Source organism: Aurantiacibacter sediminis (assembly GCF_016019885.1).
In the GTDB taxonomy this organism is placed as follows: domain Bacteria; phylum Pseudomonadota; class Alphaproteobacteria; order Sphingomonadales; family Sphingomonadaceae; genus Alteraurantiacibacter; species Alteraurantiacibacter sediminis.
In genome coordinates this window covers 1,029,570-1,051,776 of record NZ_JAEANY010000001.1, presented here as the reverse complement: position 1 = coordinate 1,051,776, position 22,207 = coordinate 1,029,570, and the positions used below count along the sequence as shown (strand labels likewise).

Here is a 22,207-nt window from a genome sequence, read left to right as displayed (position 1 = left end):
TTGTCGCAGGCGGGTTTTAATGCCAGCCAATTGCACTTGGAGCAGGATGGCGTGAACCATCCGCCCACGGGATACGGGAAGAGGTTTTTCAATGGCATCGGTTCAGGGCGCGCAGCCCAGCATTTCACCTACGCGCAAGCCGCAAATGGGCTGGGGCAGCCTTGCCAATATGAGCTTCGGCTTCTTCGGCATTCAGATCGGTTTCGTCCTGCAGAACGGCAATATGAGCCGCATCTTCCAGACGCTGGGCGCGAGCATGGACGATCTGCCCGCGCTATGGGTCGCAGCCCCGCTGACCGGCCTGATCGTGCAGCCCATCATCGGACACCTTTCGGATAAGACCTGGAACAGCTTCGGCCGCCGCCGTCCCTATTTCATGACCGGCGCGCTGCTCGCGGCGATTTCTCTTTTCCTGATGCCGCTTGCCCCCACGTTTGCTGCGCCCCTTCTGTTTGCTGCCGCGCTGCTGTGGATTCTCGACGCAAGCCTTAACATCGCGATGGAGCCTTTTCGCGCCTTTGTCGGCGATATGCTCGACAAGTCGCAACATGCGACTGGCTACGCCGTGCAGACCGCATTTATCGGTGCGGGCGCGGTGGTCGCGGCAATCTTTCCATGGCTGCTAGATCAGTTCGGCGTGAGCAATGTGGCTACCGATGGGCAGATCCCGGACACTGTCAAATGGAGCTTTTGGGCTGGCGGCGTCGCCCTGTTCAGCGCGATCATGTGGACCGTCTTCACGACCAAGGAATATTCGCCCGAACAAATGGCCGCATTCGAGGCTGAGCGCGAAGTCGATGAAGGGGAAAGCGTTAGCGCGCTTGCCTCGAAAAGCTATCTGTCGCCGATCTTGTGGATCTTTGCTGGAGCCCTTGTCGCACTGTCGGTCGAGCCGCTGGAACTTCAGAAGGAAATCTACCTGCTCGGCGGTCTGCTGGCGACCTATGGCGTTTTGAGTGCGCTGGGAATCTCCATGGCCAAGCAGGGCAAGCATGCAAACATGCTCTCCAGCATCGTCGGCGATTTTTCGGGCATGCCGGAAACAATGAAGCGGCTCGCGCTGGTGCAGTTCTTCAGTTGGTCCGCGCTCTTCATCATGTGGATCTATTCCGGCCCGATCGTCTCACAATATTTCTACGGCAGTGCCGACCCGACTACCGCTGCCTATAATGAGGGCGCGAACTGGTGGAACCTGATCTACACTGTACAGAACGGCGTTGCGGCAGTCGCAGCTTTGCTGGTGCTGCCCGCCCTCGCCCGCAAGATCGGCAAAGTGCGCACGCACATGACTTGCCTGCTGCTCGGTGCGCTGGGTTTCCTCGGCTTCTTCGTGCTGCGCGATCCGAACCTGCTAATCATCTGCGAGGTTCTTAAAGGTATCGCCTGGGCTTCGATCCTCGCGATGCCCTACGCCATCCTTGCAAGCAGCCTGCCGCAGAAGAAGCTCGGCATCTACATGGGCCTGTTTAACATTTTTATCGTCGTGCCGCAGCTGCTGGTTGCGACTTTGATGGGCAGCGTCATGAATGCTTTTTTCCCGGGCGAACCGATTTGGACGATGCTGTTTGCCGCCGCCAGCTGGACGCTCGCGGGCCTCGCCATGCTTCGCGTGCAAGTGCCGGGCGAAACCTCAACGGAGACTGTAAATGCGTAAATTTCTGATCGGCGCTGCTGCCACTGCCCTGATGGCAGGCAGTGCCTATGCGATGGGTTCGGGAGCGCAAGAACCTGCAGCGAACGCCCAAAACGATCCTTGGACACCGCAATCCTATGTCCAGATCGAAAATCCGGAATGGAGCCGCGATGCGGTGCTCTACCAGATCAATACGCGCCATTTCACCGAAGAGGGTACTTTCGCCGCGGCCGAGGAAGAGCTCCCGCGCCTGGCTGAAATGGGCGTCGATATCCTGTGGCTGATGCCCATCCACCCAATTGGCGAGGTGAATCGTAAAGGCACTCTCGGCAGCCCCTACTCGGTGCAGGACTATTACGCGGTCAATCCCGAATTCGGGACCGAAGAGGACTTCCGCAGCTTCGTCGATGCCGCGCATGAGCAGGGCTTCAAGGTAATCCTCGATCTGGTGGCGAACCACACCGCCTGGGACAACCAACTCGCGACCGATCACCCCGATTGGTACGAAAAGACATGGGATGGCGACTTCCGCCCCACCCCGTGGTGGGACTGGTCCGACATCATCGATCTCGACTGGTCGCAGCCGGGCGTGCGTGAGCATGTCGGCCTCGCCATGGAATATTGGGTCCGCGATTTCGAAATCGACGGCTTCCGCGCCGATGTTGCAGGCTATGTCCCTGTAGATTTCTGGGAAACGATGCGCGCCCGGCTCGATGAAATTCGCCCGGTCTTCATGCTCGGCGAAGTGCAGGAAACAGCTTTTCACCGCGCCAGTTTCGATGCGACCTATGCATGGGATTGGCACAATACCTCGAAAAACGTCGCGCAGGGCAATGGCAACGCCACCAGCTTTTTCGGCTATTACGCTGAGAATGAAAGCTTGTGGCCGCGCGAAGCCATGCGCATGACCTATATCGAGAACCACGACAGCAATGCGTGGGAAGGCACGCTGTATGAAAATTACGGCGATGCACTCGAAATCATGACAGCGCTCAGTTTCACCGGCGAAGGCCTGCCGCTGATCCATAACGGTCAGGAGGCCTGCAACGCCAAGCGGCTCGAATTCTTCGAGCGCGATCCCATCGACTGGAGCCAGGGCGAGGATTGCGATTATGGCGAGTTGCTGACCGACCTGATCGCATTCCGCACGGAAAACCCGGCGTTGCACAATGGTCGCTGGGGCGCACGCATGCAGCAGGTCGTCAACGACCAGCCTGAGCAACTTTTCGCCTGGGTGCGCGAACAGGATGGCAATAAGGTGGTCGGCCTGTTCAACATGTCGGACAGCCCGGTCGAAGCCACCCTGTCAGACGGTATTGCCGCAGGCAGCTATTCCGAATTCCGCACGGGCGAAGCCGTCACACTGGCACAAGGTGACACGGTTTCGCTGCCGGCGTGGGGCTTCCGCCTGCTCGCGAGCAACAATAGCGGTCAGTAAGCGAGCGTAAGCTCAGGATAAGGGTCGTCTCGCCCAAGCGCGAGATTGACCCTTTTCTTTGCGCGCATGTGGATCATAGCGAGCGCCGGAATCACCAGCATTAGCAGGATCGTGCCGATCAGCACGCCAAAGCCAAGGCTGGCGGACATCGGGATGAGGAACTGCGCCTGCACGCTCGTTTCGAACGTGATCGGTGCCACGCCGAGAAAGGTCGTGACGGCTGTCAGCATGATCGGGCGGAATCGCGATTTGGCAGCCGCCATCATCGCATCTTCGGGTGCCATGCCTTCATCCAGATTCTCATTCAGGAAGTCGATCAGGACCAGCGAGCCGTTGATGATCACTCCTGAGAGAGCGACGATCCCGAACATCGAGAGGATGCCAACCGGGATGCCGAGCAACAGGTGCCCGAACAGCGCGCCGACCAAGCCAAACGGGATTGCGGCCATGATGATCAAAGGCTGGGTGTAGGATTTGAAGGGGATCGCGAGCAGCGCGTAGATAACGATCAGCGCAAGGCCGAATGCCGCGCCCAGATCGCCGAAGCTTTCCTGCTGTTCTTCCTGCTCCCCGCCGAGGGAATACCGCATGCCGGGATAGTCCGCGGTGATCGCAGGCAGGATGTCTTGCTCGAGTACAGTGCTCGCTTCCTGGCCGGTAATCACATCCTCATCGACATCGCCCGTAATCGTCACGATGCGGCGTCCATCCTCGCGGCGAATGACCGACGGTGCCTCGGTGAAGCTCGCATCCGCAATCGCGCCGACGGACGTAAATCCGCCCGGCACGCGAATTCGGAAGCGCTCAATATCGGCGACGGAATCGCGTTCGCTTTCAGGCAGGCGGACATAGACGCGCACGTCTTCGCGGCCACGCTGCACGCGTACGGCTTCTGCGCCGAAGAAGGCGGCACGCACTTGCCCTGCGACATCCTGCAAAGTGACGCCAAGCGTCCGGGCTTCCGGCTTCAGGCGAAGTTCGATTTCGCGCATACCTGCATCCTGATCGCTTTCGATGTCGAAGACGCCGGCAACAGTTTGCAATTCAGCGACAATCCGCTCGGCGATCTGGTCCAGCACGGCATTCTCAGGATGGGAAACCTGCACATTCACCGGATCGCCGACTTCGAGAAGCGAAGAGCTGATCGTGAAGGATCGCGCCTCGGGCACAGGGCCCAGCTCCTCTCGCCAAGCTTCCTCAAGCTCAGTTGCGGAAATATCGCGATCGGTCGCAGATATCAGTCCGATCTCGACATCCGCTAGCGAGGGGCGGAAAGTGGAGCGCAAACCATCGGGCCCGCCTTGAACCTGTTGCAGTCCGGTGGAGGAGAAAATTCCTTCTATGAATGGGGCCTCTGTCACCTCGCCATCGTAAAAGCGCGCAATCGCTCGGTCGCCTGCTGCCTCGATCCGCTCGACGACTTCGGCCGTGCGCTCGATCGTCGTACCCGCCGGCATTTCCAGCCGCGCCGTGACCCGGTCGCCTTCAATATCGGGGAAGAAAGATGCCTTGATAATGCCGCCGGGGATCATTGCGAAGAACAGGATCAGTACCGCCAGTGCGCAAGACAACACAAGGAATGGCATTTTGATCGACACATTGAGAGCCCGGTCCAGCGGGCCATTCACGAAAATCTTCAGCCGCTTGTCGACCGCGTTTTGCAGCTTCTCGAAGAATTTGGTGACACGGTTTTTCGCAGCAGTTCCGGAGGCAGGTAAATGACTAAGGTGATGCGGCAGAACCAGCAGCGCTTCGACCAGGGAGAGGAACAGGACTGCGAGCACGACCAACGGAATATCGGCAAGGATCTTGCCGATTGTCCCGCCCACAGCCAGCAGCGGCGCAAAGGCTGTAATCGTCGTCAGAACAGCGAAGATGACAGGAATGCGAACGCGCTGCGCCCCGGCAATGGCGGCGCCCATGCCGCTTCGCCCGCGCTCGCGTTCGGCATAGATATTCTCGCCGACAACCACCGCGTCATCCACCACCAGACCGATGGCGAGAATGAAGCCGAACAGGGAGAACATGTTGATGCTCGACCCCGCATATTGGAGAATAAAGATGGCCCCGATAAAGGTCGCGCCGATGCCGATTGCGGTCCAGAAGGCGAGACGCAGGTCGAGGAATAGCGTCAGCGCAATCAGGACCAGGAGCAGCCCGATTGCGGCGTTATTGACCAGCAGCGAAAGCCGATCCTCAAGCAGAAGCGACTGATCGTTCCAGATGGCGTAGTTGACGTTTTGCGGCAGCGCCTGTCCGCTCTCCAGCAATTCTTTCACTGCATTGGCGACATCGAGAACACGTTCATCACTGGTGCGATAGACATCGACGAAAACCATGGGCTGGTCATTGAAGCGCGTGACAAGGTCGGCATCTTCGAATTCGTCCCTGACTGTCGCGACATCGCTCAGCCGCAAAATCGCGCCATCGCCTGAGCTCAGCAGCACGATATCCTCGAAATCCTGCTGGTCGTAATTCTGGCCGACTGTGCGCACGCGCACTTCTTCGGTTTCGGTGTCGATCGAGCCGGCCGGACTGTCCAGACTGCTCGCCGCGACAATCCGCGACACGTCTGTCAGCGATAGGTTCAGTGCCTGCAATCGATCCTGCGGTACATCGGCATAGACGCGGTAATCGCGCACCGCGCTGGTCTCGACATAGCTGACATCGTCGAGGCCTGAAATCGCATCTTCCAGCGCATAGGCGCTTTCTTTCAGAGAGCGTTCATTCACGTCGCCGAATAGGGCGATCCGCATCACGATCTGGCGCGTGGTCAGCTCGCGCACATTGGGCTCTTCAGCGTCGCCGGGGAATGTCTGGATCTGGTCGACTTCGGACTTCACTTCGTCGAGCGCGTCCGACATATTGGTGCCGAGTTCCAGCTCGACATTGACCGTGCCCGAGCCTTCATTTGCAGTTGAGGTGATTTCCTTCACGCCTTCGATCGCGCCGACCGCTTCTTCCACGCGCTGGACGATGGATTCCTCGATTTCCTCAGGCGTTGCACCGGGATAATCGACAGTGACGGCAATCGTATCGAGGCTGCTTTCGGCGAACACCTCCTGCACGATATTATTGTAGGCGACCACTCCCGCGACGACCATGAACACGAGCAGCAGATTTGCCGCCACGCCATTGCGCGCCATGAAGGCGATTACGCCCTTGCGGTCGCGTGCACGATCCTTTGACACATTGCCGAAACGATCTGTCGCGCCATCTTCGCTTGGCGCACCATCATCAGTCGGCGCGCCATTTTCGTTTGCGTTGTCCTCGCCCTCGGTCATTGGGAATTCTCACCGGAGAGGCGCACGGCCATACCATCGCTCGGCGTCGGCAGGCTGCTGGTGACGAGATACCCGCCCTGCGCCAGTGTCGGCGTGCTGACATAGGCAAGGTTATCCGAGCGCTGGATTACCCGGACGGGCAGAATTCGCAGCTGGCCATCGCGCACAACCCAGATTTCATTTCCGGGCCTCAGCGCCTGTGCCGGGATTTCAGCGTAGTCTTCGATCACTGCGCCGGTAATCTCCCCGCGCACGAATGCGCCGAGCAAGAGTGGCGGCGCTGGTGTGCCAGCAGGCTCTTCGCCATCTTGCGTAACCTGCACACCGCCGTTCAGCGGATTGGGGACCTGGAGGAAGACCTCAACGTTGCGCGTCTCTGCATCAAGGCTGACATCGGCGCGATCGACCCTCGCATCCCAGCGATAGGTCAATCCGCCGAAATCGTAAAAGACGCTGGCAGGAATCTGCCCACGTCCACCGCCAAGCAGGCCGGGAATCAGGGCAGCTTCATCCGCGGTCAGCGATAGGCGCACTTCGAAAGCGGAAGTCGAAACAATGGAACCCAGCGCTTGTCCGGGCTGCACAAGCGAGCCGACTGCGACGCTTTCTTCCTGTACGAGTCCGCGGAACGGCGAGGTGATGCGCGTGCGTGCGAGCGAAAGCTGCGCGACAGAAAGATTGGCCTGCGCACGGTCTCTCGCCGCCTGAGCGGAGCGGAGCTGCGGTTCGCGCGATGCGAGGCCATTGGCGTTGACGGGAGGCGCAGATCGCGCGGTCCCGGCTGAAGCAAGTCCATCCGGAGGCAGAATGCGCGAACCCTGCGCATCTCCGGAGCGAGCAGCTTCACGAGCGCCGAACCGCGCCAGCTCATCGCGCGCAATTTCAACTTCCTCTTGCGCCTGCAGGACATTCACATTCTGCGCCGCAACGTCAGCCTGAGCAATGCGAACCTGGTTCTGATAATCCGCCGCTTCGATACGCACCACAACAGCGCCTGCCGGAACCGTCCCGCCTTCGCGAAACGCAGGATGGACATAGGCAAGACGACCGCCAACCTGCGGACTGACCACCACCTGGTCCCGCGCCTGAACGCTGCCCGTAGCCATGACCGGAATAGGCCCCGCCGCCGCTTGGAAAGCGACCGCTTCGACCAAGGGAGCCTGCTGCTTACGCGGCTGCTCTTCCGGTTCCGGACGCAACCAGATCATCAGCGCTGCAATCAGGATGGCAACGCCAAGAACGATCAGCGAAAGTTTCAATTGCTTGCTCATGAAGCGTCTCCTGCCGCGGTCACGTCCGCAGGCTGCATTTCAAGAATGGGTTGCGCTGCCAAAGGTGCCCAGTCGCCGCCGAGGGCGCGGTGGACGCCCAGCCGAGCGAGAGCTGTTGCCCGGGCGGCTCCTGACAAGCTTGCTTCGACCTGGCGGACATTACGCAGCGCATCGAGATAGGTGATGTAGCTGCCGACACCTGCCGCATAGCGACGGCGCTGCAAATCGAACGACGCCTCTGCTTCACGCAATTGCGCGGTGATGAGGATGTAGCGCTGGCGCTGCTGCTCATAATCGGCAAGCGCGTTCTCGACTTCCGTAAAGGCAGTCACCACGCTGCGTGCATAGGCGGCGGCATTGGCATCGTAAGTCGCGCGTGCTGCGCGGATATTTGCCGAAATGCGCCCGCCATCGATGATCGGTGCGACAATATTGGCGGCGAGAGATGCCGCCCAATTGTCGACAATATTAAGCGCACTACCGATCCCGTCGCCTTGCGTGCCAAGCGAAGCGGAAAGACTGAGGCTTGGAAACCGCTCTGCCCTGCGTGCACCGATCCGCAGCCGCGAAGCTTCAAGCCGCAACCAAGCCGCAGCGACATCGGGCCGCTGATCGAGCAATTCTGCTGCAATACCCGTCGGCACTTCTTCGAAAACCAGCTGCGGCCTCAAATCGCCGTCCAGCTGCTCGGCGATATTCCCGCGATATGTTCCCAGCAGAATGGCCACGCGCCCTTCATTGACAGCCAATGCAGCCTGCAATTGCGGAACGGAAGCCTGCGTGGCGCGCAATTCCTGCTGCACCTGATAGAGTTCGAAGCTCTGGACGAGGCCGCGCTCGAACCGCTCATTCGTACGGTCTGCGCGGTCCTGCAGCACGTCGGCCGTTTCCTCGGCAAGCGTGAGCTGGCGCCTTGTATCGACGATATCGAAATAGGCAGCAATAACTTCAGCTGCGGTCGCAAGGCGGATGGTGCGGAAATCGAATTCGGTGGCAAGCGCATCTGCGCGGGCTGCGTACAAATCATTCCGTACTCGGCCAAACAGATCGAGTTCGTAGGCCGCGCCAAGGCTCAGTGAAACGGTATCATTCTCGATTCGGTCGATGCCGCCGCCGCCAAATCCCCCGAACGCGCTGCCGACGAGGGGTGTGCTGGAACTGGTCGCATTGCCTGTAGCGTTGAGCGTGGGGAAAATCGCGCTGCGCGCAATTCGCGCTTGCGCACGCGCCTGTTCCACTCGCGCAGCAGCTTCTGCAATGTCGAAATTCCGGACAAGCGCCGTGTCGACGAGGGCATTGAGCACCGGATCGTCGTAAGCTGTCCACCAGGCAGCCGGAGTGTATTCGCCACTATCGGACGCGAATGTATAGGTATCGGGGATCTCCGCCGTCACCGCCGGGACTTCGACGTCCGGAGCCAGAGAAATACATCCGGTCAGCAAGAGCGGCGCGGCAATCATTGAACAGGCGAGCAGACGGTTCACTACTGTCCCTCCTGAGAATTGGGATGAGCGAGCACTTCGCGCACAGTGCCCTCCAGCCGATTGAGTAGGCGCGATCCCAGATCATCGTCGATGTCGGGCACGTCCATGAACATGCAAAGTGACATTCGCGAACTGCGCAGTGAGATGGCCATGCTAAGCAGGAAAAACGTCGTCACATGAGCCTGTTCATCCGAAAGATCGGGGCGAAGCGTGGAAACATGCTGTTTCAACGCATCAGTCATTGGCCCGATATCGCGCTCGAAATATTCGCGCATGATCGAATTAGGACTATGCTGTTCGCGGGCGACGAAGCGCGCAAGCGGCTCCGCCTCCTCGCTCAGCATAAAGGCACCGATCGTGCGAAGCACCGCGCAAACGCGCTCTATACGCTGCTCGGCATCCATCTCGCTCGGCGGCGGCTCGGTGAATTGATGCCGACTGACTTCGGCGAAACGCTTTACGATTGCTTCGGCAGCAGCGCGATACAACCCGTCTTTCCCGCGGAAGTGATATGTGATGTTGCTCATCGTGGTGCCCGCCTCGGACGCAATGTCGCGCGTGCTGGCACCATCGAAGCCGCGCTCACCAAACTGGCGGATGGCTGTGCTGATGAGTTTGTTTTTCACGCGACTCGCCTACTGTTCGTTCGAACGAATTACAAGCAAGTTTTGATCGTGAACTGATGTATCGCGTGATCCGACGGCTAGACGCGGAAGCCCAAGAAAGGTTCCCGCCGCCTTGAAAGCGCGCGCCAGCAACTAATCGGTAAATGCGCAATCAACGCTTGCCCTGACGCTCGGATTTGTCCAGATTGCCTGACACGTGAGCAGGTTTCCATTCTCCGCCATCGTCGGACAGGACGAGATGAAGCTGGCGCTGCTGATCGCGGCGGTCGACCCATCTATTGGCGGGGTGATGGTGTTTGGCGATCGCGGCACGGGTAAAAGTACCGCTGCCCGTGCACTGGCCGCTTTGCTTCCTCCCATCTCCATCGCCGAGGGCTGCCGATATGGCTGCACGCCAGATCAATCGGGCAGCTGCCCCGATCCCTGCACGTCCAAACGGGCGCGCAAGGTACCGGTGCCATTCGTCGATCTGCCACTTGGCGCGACGGAAGACCGCGTCCTCGGCGCGCTCGATTTGGAACGGGCTTTGCGCTCGGGCGAGAAGGCTTTCGAGCCGGGCTTGCTGGCCAAGGCGCACCGCGGGTTTCTTTACATCGACGAGATCAATTTACTGGAAGATCACCTGGTCGACCTGCTGCTGGATGTCGCCGCGTCTGGAGAAAATGTGGTCGAACGCGAAGGCCTCTCCGGGCGCCATCGCGCCAATTTCGTCCTGATCGGCAGCGGCAATCCTGAGGAGGGTGAATTACGCCCACAGCTGCTCGATCGCTTCGGCTTGTCAGTCGAGGTGCGCACGCCCGAGGCTATAGAGGACCGGGTAGAGATCATGCGTCGCTGCGGCGCGCGAGAGCGTGATGCAGAGGCCTTCGCCAAGGATTGGGCTGCCGAAGAAGACAAAGTCTTGAAGCAGATCGCCCGCGGCCAGACGAAGCTCGCCAAGCTCACCGTGCCTGATGACGTGCTGACCGACGCGGCCAATCTATGCGCCGAAGTGAAAGCCGACGGCTTACGCGGCGAATTGACGCTGATGCGGGCTGCTCGTGCACTTGCTGCGCTGAAAGGCGCAAAGGCTGTCCGCCGCGAACATCTGATCCAAGTCGCGCCACTCGCGCTGCGTCACCGATTGCGCCGCGATGTGCTCGATGAAACCGGCTCCACCGTCCGCATCGAACGGGCGATATCCGAACTTTTCGGATGAGTGGGCAAGGGCCAGCGGACAATCCATCGCCGCTCGCGGATGCGCTGCTCGCCGCGCGGCTCTTGAAAGTCGCGCCCGCAGCGCTCGGCGGCATGAGCCTGCGCGGTGGAGGTCCTGCGCGTGATTGCGTTATTGATGCGCTAAAAAGCGGCTTTCCAACCCGGCGCATCCCGCCGCACATCGATGAAGAGCGCTTGCTAGGCGGCGTCGACATCGTCGCCAGCCTGACGGCAGGAAAACCAGTCATGCAGAAGGGGCTGCTCGCCGATGCGGGTGGCACACTGCTGATTGCACCGATGGCAGAGCGGATGCGAGATGGCCTTGCGGGAAGGCTCGCACAGGCGATGGATGCCAAGGCAGGCTTCTGCCTGATCCTGCTCGACGATGGGCGCGAGGCAGATGAGCGTGCACCCGGGACGCTGCTTGATCGGATCGCCTTTCACTGTGAACTGTCGAAGGTCACGAAGCTGCAGACGGACCATGGCGAGCAGCGGAGACCCATTGCCCTTGGCTCTGTCGTTCCAGCTTCCGATGAGGCGCTCAAAACGCTTGCAGGCGTGGCCATGGCCCTCGGTGTGGACTCGGCGAGGCCACTGCTTTTCGCCCTGAATGCTGCGCGCGCGCACGCGGCTCTGTCTGGTCGCGAAGGAATCGCACAGGACGATCTGACCGCCGCCGCACGACTTGTCCTAGCTCCGCGTGCCACGCGCATTCCGCAATCGCCTGAGGAGCAAACGGCGGACGAGCCTCCGCCCCCTCCCCCCGATCATTCCGAGACACCCAGCGAAAGCGAAGAGCAGCAAACGGGCGAACAGATCCCGGACGATCTTGTGATCGAGGCCGCGCTGGCAGCGATCCCGCCTGATGTGCTCGAAATGATTGCCAAAGACGACACCCGACGGGGCGCAAGCGGGAGTGGGAGCGGCAATCGCACCAAGTCGAAGCTACGCGGAAAGCCGCTGGGCGCACGTCCCGGCCAGCCGCGCGATGGCGCAAGACTCGCCCTCATCGATACGTTGAGAAGCGCGGTTCCATGGCAACCCTTGCGGCAGCGCGAGAGCGGCAGTGACACGCTGCAAATCCGGAAAACCGATCTGCGCATTCGGCGGTTCGAAGAGCGCGCGGCCAGCGTCACCGTTTTCTGCGTGGATGCTTCAGGCTCGGCCGCCGCAGCGCGCCTTGCCGAAGCGAAGGGGGCTGTCGAGCTGATCCTCGCCCAAGCCTATGTGAAACGCAGCGAAGTCGCCTTGATCGCATTTCGCGGGAAGGGTGCAGACTTGCTGCTTCCCCCCACCCGCTCGCTCACCCGCGCGCGCCGAGCTTTGGCGGGATTGCCCGGTGGGGGCGGAACGCCGCTCGCGTCCGGGCTTGCTCTGGCGAGAGAACTCGGAACCTCGATTGCGAGCAGAGGCAACACGCCATTCCTTGTCTTTCTGACTGATGGCAGCGCCAATATTGCCGCCGACGGAACGCCGGGCCGCAAGCAGGCGCGCGAAGATGCCCAGACCGCTGCAAAAGCCGTGGCTTCTAGCGGTCTTGCGTCACTCGTGATCGACATCGCCCCCCGGCCACGGGACGATGCTGCCAAACTGGCCGCGGACATGCGGGGCCGCTACCTGCCGCTGCCATTTGCAGATGCGCAGGCGCTCAGCAAAGTGGTCTTGGCTGCACAGCCTGAGAAGCAGACAGCATGAGATCGCCGCTCAACCGCGACCGGGAACTGCCCGATTGGCCCAATGCGGAGGCCTCCCGCTTCGTCACTGCCGGCGGGCTAGACTGGCACGTGCAGCAAATGGGCGAAGGTCCGAGCCTTTTGCTGCTGCACGGCACCGGTGCGTCCTGCCACAGCTGGGCTGGCGTCATGGAAGAGCTGGCAAACGACTTTACGCTGATCGTGCCTGATTTACCGGGCCACGGATTTACCGCGGGCTCGCTTCGTGGCGGGCCTACATTGGCCAATGTGACAAAGGCCTTGGCCGCACTCTTGGGCGAGCTTGGTCGATCCCCCGATGCTATCGTCGGCCATTCGGCGGGGGTCGCCATTGCGCTGGACTACGCTCGTACCCATACCCCGGACATCCCTGTCGTCGGTTTCGGACCAGCCATCACGCCATTCCCCGGCCTCGCGGCTAAGCTGTTTCCGGCAATGGCGAAAATGCTGTTCGTCAATCCGCTCGTTCCACGCATCTTTGCCGCGACCACCCGTATTCCGGGAGAAACCGAGAGATTCTTGCGGCGGGCTACAGGCTCCAAAATCACGCCCGGATATCTGGCCTGTTACGAGGCACTGCTTGGCAATCACCGCCACTGCGAAGGCGCGCTGGAGATGATGGCCAATTGGGATCTCGACACTTTTAGCGACGGATTGGGCGAAGTCACCAATCCCGTCCTGCTGGTGCATGGCCGCAAGGACAAGGCCGTGCCGACGGGCGCGGTGGAAGGCGCGGCATCGCGGCTACCTAACGCCCAACTCACCCTGCTCGATGATCTCGGCCATCTGGCGCATGAAGAGGACGCGGAAGCCGCGGCGGAGTTGATCGGCGGATTTGTGAAGGAACAATCAGCTGCGCCTTCGGGGCATGCGGAAGGGGACCATGAACTGGACGAGCGGTGACTTGTAGCGGTCCAGATCGAGACTTTCCTGCACCGCGACTACCCGTTCCCCATACAGCTGTGTTAGCAGTTGAGATCGCGCGTAAAAAGGGCTGTCTTCCCACGTATCGAGCACGCGCGCATGTCCTCTGTCGGCCCGCGTCTTGCGCTCGATCTGCCAGAATGTGTTGGGCAGCGGTGCGACCATCGGCAGCTCGGCGGGCTCTGGTGAGCCATCTTTGGCAAAGCGCAGAGCGCTCGCAAAATGGGAGCCATCGCGCCGCACGCCTTCATAATTCACCACGCTGCCTTCACGGGCATGCGCGCGTGACCAGTGCCAGACGCGAAAACCTTCTTCGAGCGATTCCTCGCCGAAATTGCTGTCGAGATAACCTTCCCCGTTCCAGCTAATGCCGGGCTCTGGCATGTTGAGCTCGATGCGGGCGCGCGGCGCAAGGCAGTGCCAGCGATGGCGCGCGTCAGGATCGAGCCCGAATGGCACCGTATTGATCGCGCGCGGAATGACGCGCAGCTTTCCGCGCACTCGGCGATGGATGGGATTGAAAAGGCGCGTATCGCGCTCGACGATGTCGATTTCCAAAGCTTCACCCGTCCAGCGCACATTGCTGGGGCCAAGCTGTAGCTGGTCTTTCTCTTGCACCGCCGCCCCGCGCGATCGCTCTGTCATCGTCCAGCGCGCCTTGGGGCCATAGAGCGCGACATTCAGGCACGTGTGATCCAGCGGATCGCCTCTGCCGCTGCGCTTGTAATAGGGGCTGAAAACGCTGCCGATAAAGGCGATGAGCGTCAGCCCGTATTGCCCGTCGTCGCTGATGGCATCGACATACCACCAGGCATAGCCGCCGGGTGGGACCGGCGTGTCGAAGCGAGGTCTGTCATGACCGTGCGGGCCGCCAACTGCCCGGACAAGGCGGCCATCGGAACCCCCGCCCCGGGGTGGGTGCTTCCACCCGCGCAATAGAGCCCAGGGATCCGCGTCTTCGTGCCTTGGCGGAGGAAGGATGCCGCCCACCCGTGCGAGGCCCGTCCATAAATCGCTCCGCCGGTCGAGGGCAAAAAGCTCTCGAATTCGTTCGGCGTCAGCAGCTGATGCGGAAAGTCGGTCTCCAGCTCCATCCCGCAGCGGGCCAATGTCCGGCTCATCGCCCTGGTGCATTCTTCTCTCTCCTTGGACGAATAGACGTGGGTGTCGCCATTGGCAGGCGCGTTGACGATGACCTGGAAACGCTCTCGCCCCGAAACATCCTCGCGCTTTTCGCGATCCATGGCGCAAACATAGACGGTGGGGTCTTTCGGCGGCATACCTGCCCAGATGTCGGTAAATTCTTGCGCGTAATCGGGCGAGAAAAACACGTTATGGCGCTTAAGCGGAAAGCCGCTTGTCTGCGCGTTGGCAAGCCAGACCATGGCCGAAAAGGAGCGGTTACGCCGCATGTGAGTGCGCGTTGCGCGCTGCGCATTCTTGCCGAAACGCCCGTTCGCCAGTGCGGCAGGATCTGCATTCACGATGACGCGATCGGCAGCAATATGCTCGCCGCTATCCAATATCACGCCGGATGCCTGACCACTCTCTGTCTCGATTGAGGTGACGGCATTGCCGAAACGATAATGAGCGCCATTGGCTTCACCGATGCTTTGCAAACCCTTGGCAAGCGCGCTCATCCCGCCATCGATCAACCAAACACCCTGCGCCTCCACGTGACCGATCAGCATCAGCGTGGCCGGAGCATCGAAAGGCGATGATCCACAATATGTGGCGTAACGACCGTAGAGCTGGCGCAGGCGCTGATCCTCGAAATGCTCGCCAAGCACTTTCCACATACTCTCATACGGCCGCACGGCAGAAAGCTCTCCCATGCGGCCAAGGCCGATCCGCTGGATAAATTGCGGCGGCCAGGTCACCTTGCCCTGACGCAGCAGAGGCGCATCAAGGATGTCGTAGATGCGCTTCGCCTCGGCACGCATGGAGCGAAAACCCTTCGCAGCTTTCGCCCCGGCAAAATCGCCAATCGCCTCTTCGCTGCGGTCAGGATCGGCAAAAAGGTCGAGCCGCTCATCCATGCTCCAAGCATGGCGTGCAAGCGTCTCGGCAGGGCGCACAGTGACGTGGTCCGTCAGGCGAGCGCCGCATTCGGAGAAGATATTTTCGAAAACATCGCGCAGCGTGAAGACCGTGGGTCCAGCATCTACTTCCGCCCCGCCAATATCAAACCGCCGTGCCTTGCCGCCAGCGTGCTCAGCCTTTTCGACGACAGTCACGCGGCATCCCTTCGCTGCCAGCAAAGCCGCCGCAGATAGACCGCCGATGCCAGCGCCAATGATGACGACATGATCCTGCTGGTGAGACGAGGCTGACAAGGCTCAAGCTCCTATCAGGTTTCAAACTTCGAAAGCATGCTCATTGACCTTTACACTCAATATGTCCAGTTCGCTAGACATATGGCGGAAGAAGTTTCTCGAATTGGTGCACGATCTGCATCGCGATGGAAAGTCCGCTGGATCACTCGTCGCAACCGGATCCTTGGCTCGCCCGCCTTTCAGAAATGGTCTTCGCGTGTCTGGCCGATGTCCATGATCGCGCGCTGGAAAGCCAGATGGGCTTTCGACCTTGTCGCTGGCTTCACTTACTCTCAGACCCTGCTTGCATGTGTTGAGAGCGATCTGCTCGCGCTTCTATCGCAGGGGCCTGTCGTTCTCACCGAGATTGCCGAACACACCGGACTTTCAGACGCTGCTGCGCTTCGCCTAGTCCGTGCAGCCGCAGCGATCGAGCTGGCGCAAGAGGTTGCGCCAAACCAATGGATGCTCGGCCAGCAAGGCGCAGCGCTGCACACGAATGAAGGGGCGCTCGCAATGGTGCGCCACAACCGCGTGCTGTACCGCGACCTCGCCGAACCACTCGACCTGCTGCGCGCCGATCGCGGGAAGCCTACCGCGCTTTCCCAATTCTGGCATTATGCCGCTGAAGGCGATGGCGAAGCGGCATCCGAATATTCGCAATTGATGGCGCAATCCCAGGCGATGGTGTGTGAGCAAGTGCTCGCGGCTTATGACTTCAGCCAGCATCGCAGCCTTCTCGATGTGGGCGGAGGGCACGGCCGTTTCGCTGCCGGAGTGGTAAACGCCCACCCGGGCCTGCGAATCGGTATCTTGGATCTGCCACCAGTGCTCGATGGAACTTCGGCCTGGCTCGGCAATCAGGGCCTTTCCGAACGCATTTCGCTACATCCGGGAGATTTCTTCCACAGCCCACTACCGTCTGAATATGATTGCATCTCGCTCGTGCGCATCCTGCATGATCATGATGATGATGAGGCTGTGAAGCTGCTCACCGCCATCCGCAAAGCCCTGCCGCCGGGCGGGCGGCTGCTTATCGCCGAACCGATGGCCGATACACGGGGCGCGAAGGGCATGGGAGACGCCTATTTCGGCCTCTATCTCTGGGCCATGAACTCGGGCCGCCCCCGCTCGGCAGAAGAGATCATGGCCATGCTCAGCGCCGCCGGCTTTTCCCGATCGCGCCAAGTGAAGACGCACCAGCCACTGGTGTGCAGCCTTATTGTAAGTTTTCTTTGACATAGATCATTGTCTTCTAAAATTGACACTCGGCTGCGTAAGGCGTAGCTAACGGTGAGGAAGGGTATCGCGAGATACCGATAACGCCCTCACGGGACGGAAAGGGGACGACCGGGCGCATGGACGCACACGCGGTCATTTTAGAGGCACCACGGCAGCTCGCGCTCCGCCGCCTGAACCTGTCCGAGTGCGGCCCTTCCGACGTGATCGTCGATATCGCCTGGAGCGGCATCAGCACCGGCACTGAAAAACTCCTTTGGACTGGCGAAATGCCGCGGTTTCCGGGAATGGGTTACCCGCTTGTGCCGGGCTATGAATCGGTCGGCCGGATCACCGACGCGGGGGCTGACGCAAAAGGCCGCATTGGCGAATGGGTCTTCGTGCCCGGCGCCGCTTGCTACCAAGATGCACGCAGCCTTTTCGGCGGTACGGCAGAGCGAGTAATTGTGCCTTCATCGCGCGCGCTTCTGGTCTCCGAATCACTTGGCAAGGACGGCGTTCTTTTCGCTCTGGCTGCGACCGCATTGCACGCAATTTCCGGCGAAAAGCCGCCCGAGCTGATTGTCGGCCACGGCACGCTGGGGCGCCTGCTCGCTCGCCTGACCATCGCTACCGGAGCGCCTGCTCCCACCGTCTGGGACAATAAGGCCAGTCGCCGCAGCGGCGGGGTCGGTTATGATGTGATCGCCCCGAAAGACGATGATCGCAAAGACTACGCGACCATCTATGACGCGAGCGGATATGCCGATGGGATCGACACGCTGATCGGTCGCCTCGCTCATGGCGGCGAGCTCGTTCTTGCAGGCTTTTACGCCAACCGCCCAAGTTTCGCCTTCCCGCCCGCTTTCCAGATAGAAGCGCGGATGCGCATCGCGGCGGAATGGCAGCCGCAGGACCTCGCCGTAACGCGCGATCTTATCGAAACCGGCGCGCTCGATCTCTCCGATCTGATTTCGCACACCAGCCCCGCTGGCGATGCGGAGCGCGCCTATCCCACAGCCTTTCACGATACCGACTGCCTGAAAATGGTACTCGACTGGAGCCAAGCCGCATGACGATGCTCGATACTGACGCCGCCCTGCGCGAAGAAGCAGCCATCGAACCCGATCCGGTCCACACTGGAGAGGTCAAATCCGAAACGCAGATCATTGCGATCTACGGCAAGGGCGGATCGGGCAAGAGTTTTGCCCTCTCCAACCTCAGCTACATGATGGCGCAGCAGGGCAAGCGCGTGTTGCTGATCGGCTGCGATCCGAAATCCGATACCACCAGCCTGCTGTTCGGCGGGAAAAGCTGCCCGACCATTATCGAGACGTCTTCCAAGAAGAAGCTCGCGGGCGAAGAAGTGACCATCGAAGACGTGTGCTTCCAGCGCGATGGCGTGTTCGCCATGGAACTCGGCGGCCCCGAAGTGGGCCGCGGATGCGGCGGACGCGGCATCATTCACGGTTTCGAATTGCTCGAGAAGCTGGGCTTCCACGAATGGGGCTTCGACTACGTCCTGCTCGATTTCCTCGGCGATGTCGTGTGCGGCGGCTTCGGCCTGCCGATTGCCCGCGACATGTGCCAGAAGGTCATTGTTGTCGGCTCTAACGACATGCAATCACTGTATGTCGCGAACAATGTCTGTCAGGCGGTCGAATATTTCCGCAAAATGGGCGGCAATGTCGGCGTTGCCGGCATGATCGTGAACAAGGATGACGGTACCGGAGAAGCGCAGGCCTTTGCTGACGCTGTTGATATTCCGGTCCTCACGGCCATCCCCGCAAATGAAGACATTCGCCGGAAATCGGCAAATTACCAGATTATCGGAACGCCCGGCGGCGAATGGGGCTCGCTCTTTGAAGAGCTGGCTGCAAACGTTGCTGAGGCTCCGCCGCGCCAGCCCACCCCTCTCGACCAGGACGGGTTGTTAGGCCTCTTCTCCCCGGAAGACACAGGTGGTGACATCACTTTGGTGCCAGCCACCCAGGCCGATATGCGCGGCGGTTCTTTTGAGCCCAAGCCCAGCCTCGAAGTCGTGTACGATGAGGTATAGCGCTTGACCGACGGTATCGCCTCTGTTCGCGAGCGTGACACGCTCGATATCGGTTCTGCCGAGGGCGGCGCATGCTCCAGCACGGAAACCATGAAGGATGCCGCGCGCAAGGCGGGCAAGAGCGAAATCCTCGATCAATATGCCGCCGACTATCCGGTGGGCCCGCATGACCAGCCGCAGAGCATGTGCCCTGCCTTCGGGTCCTTGCGGGTCGGCCTACGGATGCGGCGCACGGCGACGGTGCTCTCCGGCTCGGCCTGCTGCGTTTATGGCCTAACCTTTACATCGCATTTCTACGGCGCACGGCGGACGGTGGGTTACGTGCCCTTCAGCTCCGAAACGCTCGTTACCGGCAAGCTGTTCGAGGACATCAAGGAATCGGTGGAGGACCTCGCCGATCCCGAAAAATATGATGCGATCATCGTCACCAATCTCTGCGTGCCGACGGCAAGCGGCGTTCCGCTAAGGCTGCTGAAGAAGCAGATCAATGGTGTCCGGATCGTCGGCATTGATGTGCCCGGCTTTGGCATACCGACGCATGCGGAAGCAAAGGACGTGCTGGCGGGCGCGATGCTCAAATATGCGCGCGAGGAAGTGAAGGAGGGCCCCGTCGCTGCGCCGCGTGAGCAGAGCGACAAGCCGACCATCACCCTGCTGGGCGAGATGTTTCCCGCCGATCCAGTCGGCATCGGCATGATGCTGGAGCCGCTCGGGCTGGCTGCCGGTCCGGTTGTCCCAACCCGTGAATGGCGCGAGCTTTATTCCGCATTGGATTGCGCAGCCGTCGCCGCGATCCATCCCTTCTACACCGCCAGCGTTCGCGAATTTCAGGCTGCCGGGCGACAGGTTCTGGGTTCTGCCCCGGTTGGCGCGGAGGGCACAGCTGCCTGGCTTCACGCAGTGGGTGAGGCTTGCGGCATCGCACAGGCGAAAGTCGATGCATCGAAAAACGCCTTCGTCGGCGCGATCAAGGGCGCGCTCGCGGCAAACCCGATCAATGGCCGCATCACTGTGTCGGGCTATGAAGGGTCCGAATTGCTGGTCGCGCGGCTACTGATCGAAAGCGGTGCGGATGTGCCCTATGTCGGCTCCGCCTGCCCGCGCACGCAATGGTCAGATCCCGACCGCGAATGGCTCGAAGACAAGGGTGTGCGGGTGAATTTCCGGGCAAGCCTGGAAGAAGACATCGCAGCTATTGCGGAATTCGGTCCCGACCTCGCGATCGGCACCACGCCTGTCGTGCAGCACGCCAAGCAGAAGGCCATCCCTTCGCTCTATTTCACCAATCTCATCTCGGCCCGTCCGCTCATGGGGCCAGCAGGTGCTGGCTCGCTGGCGCAGGTCGTCAACGGCGCGATGGCCAACAAGGCGCGCATGGACAGCATGAAGGCATTCTTTGAGGGGGTCGGCACCGATCACACCTCGGGCGTGTGGGAAGACACGCCGCAGGATCGGCCCAAGTTCAAAGCCAAATATGCCGCCCTCAACGAAGCTGCGCGCAAGGCGGCAGAGGCGGTGGGTACATGAGCCTGATCCTCGATCATGACCGCGCTGGCGGATATTGGGGCGCGACCTACGTCTTCACCGCGGTGAAGGGCCTGCAGGTCATCATCGATGGCCCGGTGGGTTGTGAGAACCTGCCCGTCACCAGTGTGCTGCATTACACGGACGGCCTGCCACCGCACGAATTGCCCATCGTCGTTACTGGCCTGGGTGAAGAAGAGCTTGGCAAGACCGGTACCGAAGGCGCGATGAAACGCGCGTGGCAGACCCTCGATCCCGAATTGCCCGCAGTGGTCGTCACCGGCTCCATCGCCGAGATGATCGGTGGGGGCGTCACGCCCGAAGGCACCAATATCAAGCGCTTCCTGCCGCGTACGATCGACGAAGATCAGTGGCAGAGCGCCGATCGCGCGATGAGCTGGCTATGGACCGAATTCGGCCCGAAGAAAGTGCCGAAGCTGCGCCAGCGCAAGGAAGGTGCGAAGCCCAAGGTCAACATTCTTGGCCCCGCCTACGGCATGTTCAACATGGCGAGCGATCTTGCCGAAATCCGCCGCCTGATCGAAGGGATCGGCGCGGAAGTGAACATGGTCTTCCCGCTGGGCAGCCATCTCGCCGATGTCCGCCGCTTGGCCGATGCCGAAGCCAATGTCTGCATGTACCGCGAATTCGGCCGCAATTTAGCTGAGCTGATGGAGCGGCCCTATTTCCAGGCGCCTGTCGGGCTCGACAGCACGACGAAATTCCTGCGCGCAATCGGCGAAGAGCTGGGCCTTGATCCAGAGCCTTTCATCGAGCGCGAAAAGCACACGACCATCAAGCCGCTTTGGGACTTGTGGCGCTCCGTCACGCAGGATTTCTTTGCCACTGCCAGCTTCGGTATCGTCGCAAACGAGACCTATGCGCGCGGCATCCGCAAATTCCTCGAAGACGATATGGGCTTGCCCTGCTCTTTCGCTTTCAGCCGCTCTGCCGGAGTAAAGCCGGACAATGCCGCGGTGCGCGAGGCCATTCACACCAATCCGCCGCTGATCGTTTTCGGCAGCTATAATGAACGCATGTACATGGCCGAGTGCGGAGCGCGCGGGGTGTATATCCCTGCCAGCTTCCCGGGCGCAGCGATCCGTCGCCATACCGGCACGCCCTTCATGGGCTATTCGGGCGCGACATATCTGGTGCAGGAAGTTTGCAACGCGCTGTTTGACGCGCTCTTCCATATCATTCCGCTCAGCACAGATCTGGATACGGTCGATCCCACACCCGCCCGCGCCGAAATGCCGTGGGATGAGGATGCGAAGGCGAAGCTGGATGTGCTGATCGAAGCACAACCCGTTCTGATCCGAATTTCCGCTGCCAAACGTTTGCGCGATGGCGCCGAACGTGCGGCACGTGCAGCTGGCGCGACAAGCGTCAGTGCCGAATTGCTGGCCGATGCGCTGCTTCAGGGGGAGCGCGCATGAGGCTGACCAACACCATCCATTCTGCCCGGTCGAGGGGCAACTCCCAATCCCTGCGGATTCTCCGCGAGGATAAACCGGAGGCA

Annotated in this window: 16 protein-coding genes; 10 read left to right on the top strand and 6 right to left on the bottom strand. The window is 60.8% G+C overall.

Translation table 11 applies throughout. From position 1 onward, the window contains the following. Window positions 1-91 precede the first annotated feature (91 nt). Window positions 92-1,654: an MFS transporter gene (locus I5L03_RS05330; protein WP_197920632.1), complete on the top strand. Its 1,563-nt coding sequence runs from the start codon at window positions 92-94 to the stop codon at window positions 1,652-1,654. After that, window positions 1,647-3,071, top strand: coding sequence for an alpha-amylase family glycosyl hydrolase (locus tag I5L03_RS05325; protein ID WP_197920631.1), 1,425 nt, complete (start codon window positions 1,647-1,649; stop codon window positions 3,069-3,071). The genes I5L03_RS05330 and I5L03_RS05325 overlap by 8 nt, the downstream gene beginning before the upstream one ends. On the opposite strand, the gene I5L03_RS05320 is transcribed toward I5L03_RS05325, so the two are convergent. Genes I5L03_RS05320 through I5L03_RS13585 form a run of 4 tightly spaced genes read right to left on the bottom strand, consistent with a single transcriptional unit; the run spans window position 3,065 to window position 9,736 of the window. Continuing rightward, window positions 3,065-6,355, bottom strand: coding sequence for an efflux RND transporter permease subunit (locus tag I5L03_RS05320; protein ID WP_197920630.1), 3,291 nt, complete (start codon window positions 6,353-6,355; stop codon window positions 3,065-3,067). The two genes, I5L03_RS05325 and I5L03_RS05320, sit on opposite strands and share 7 nt — an antisense overlap. Then, on the bottom strand, window positions 6,352-7,626 hold the full coding sequence (locus I5L03_RS05315; protein WP_197920629.1) for an efflux RND transporter periplasmic adaptor subunit: 1,275 nt from the start codon (window positions 7,624-7,626) through the stop codon (window positions 6,352-6,354). The genes I5L03_RS05320 and I5L03_RS05315 overlap by 4 nt, the downstream gene beginning before the upstream one ends. Beyond that, window positions 7,623-9,110 carry an efflux transporter outer membrane subunit gene (locus I5L03_RS05310; protein ID WP_325100093.1) on the bottom strand — a complete coding sequence of 496 codons (1,488 nt, stop codon included), beginning with the start codon at window positions 9,108-9,110 and terminating at the stop codon, window positions 7,623-7,625. The genes I5L03_RS05315 and I5L03_RS05310 overlap by 4 nt, the downstream gene beginning before the upstream one ends. Further along, entirely contained in the window at window positions 9,110-9,736 is a 627-nt protein-coding gene (locus tag I5L03_RS13585; RefSeq protein WP_197920628.1) for a CerR family C-terminal domain-containing protein, read from the bottom strand. The genes I5L03_RS05310 and I5L03_RS13585 overlap by 1 nt, the downstream gene beginning before the upstream one ends. A gap of 196 nt (window positions 9,737-9,932) precedes the next feature. Between I5L03_RS13585 and bchI the strand changes: the two genes are divergently transcribed. From bchI to bchO, 3 genes are read left to right on the top strand one after another with little or no spacing between them, the layout of a single operon-like run. Then, entirely contained in the window at window positions 9,933-10,934 is a 1,002-nt protein-coding gene (bchI, locus tag I5L03_RS05300) for a magnesium chelatase ATPase subunit I (RefSeq protein WP_197920627.1), read from the top strand. Further along, window positions 10,931-12,628: a magnesium chelatase subunit D gene (locus tag I5L03_RS05295; RefSeq protein ID WP_197920626.1), complete on the top strand. Its 1,698-nt coding sequence runs from the start codon at window positions 10,931-10,933 to the stop codon at window positions 12,626-12,628. The genes bchI and I5L03_RS05295 overlap by 4 nt, the downstream gene beginning before the upstream one ends. Next, window positions 12,625-13,548, top strand: coding sequence for an alpha/beta fold hydrolase BchO (gene bchO, locus I5L03_RS05290; protein WP_197920625.1), 924 nt, complete (start codon window positions 12,625-12,627; stop codon window positions 13,546-13,548). Before I5L03_RS05295 ends, bchO begins: the two co-directional genes overlap by 4 nt. On the opposite strand, the gene I5L03_RS05285 is transcribed toward bchO, so the two are convergent. Then, a complete protein-coding gene (locus I5L03_RS05285) occupies window positions 13,495-14,214 on the bottom strand; it encodes a hydroxyneurosporene dehydrogenase (RefSeq protein WP_197920624.1) in 720 nt (239 codons plus the stop codon). The genes bchO and I5L03_RS05285 overlap by 54 nt on opposite strands. 119 nt (window positions 14,215-14,333) lie before the next feature. Further along, a complete protein-coding gene (crtD, locus tag I5L03_RS05280) occupies window positions 14,334-15,905 on the bottom strand; it encodes a 1-hydroxycarotenoid 3,4-desaturase CrtD (RefSeq protein WP_197920623.1) in 1,572 nt (523 codons plus the stop codon). A gap of 213 nt (window positions 15,906-16,118) precedes the next feature. On the opposite strand from crtD, the gene I5L03_RS05275 reads away from it, so the two are divergent. The 5 genes from I5L03_RS05275 to bchZ all read left to right on the top strand — a co-directional run bounded on the left by I5L03_RS05275 (window position 16,119) and on the right by bchZ (window position 22,124). Then, on the top strand, window positions 16,119-17,123 hold the full coding sequence (locus I5L03_RS05275; RefSeq protein ID WP_234035027.1) for a methyltransferase: 1,005 nt from the start codon (window positions 16,119-16,121) through the stop codon (window positions 17,121-17,123). A 119-nt stretch (window positions 17,124-17,242) separates the two neighbouring features. After that, window positions 17,243-18,178, top strand: coding sequence for a chlorophyll synthesis pathway protein BchC (gene bchC, locus I5L03_RS05270; RefSeq protein WP_197920621.1), 936 nt, complete (start codon window positions 17,243-17,245; stop codon window positions 18,176-18,178). Continuing rightward, window positions 18,175-19,161 (top strand): chlorophyllide a reductase iron protein subunit X, encoded by a 987-nt coding sequence (locus I5L03_RS05265; RefSeq protein WP_197920620.1) that lies wholly within the window; start codon window positions 18,175-18,177, stop codon window positions 19,159-19,161. Before bchC ends, I5L03_RS05265 begins: the two co-directional genes overlap by 4 nt. Window positions 19,162-19,251: 90 nt before the next feature. Next, the gene (gene bchY, locus I5L03_RS05260) at window positions 19,252-20,688 is read left to right on the top strand and encodes a chlorophyllide a reductase subunit Y (protein ID WP_197920746.1); all 1,437 of its coding nucleotides are present in this window, start codon (window positions 19,252-19,254) and stop codon (window positions 20,686-20,688) included. After that, window positions 20,685-22,124: a chlorophyllide a reductase subunit Z gene (bchZ, locus tag I5L03_RS05255; protein ID WP_197920619.1), complete on the top strand. Its 1,440-nt coding sequence runs from the start codon at window positions 20,685-20,687 to the stop codon at window positions 22,122-22,124. Before bchY ends, bchZ begins: the two co-directional genes overlap by 4 nt. Window positions 22,125-22,207: the final 83 nt, after the last annotated feature.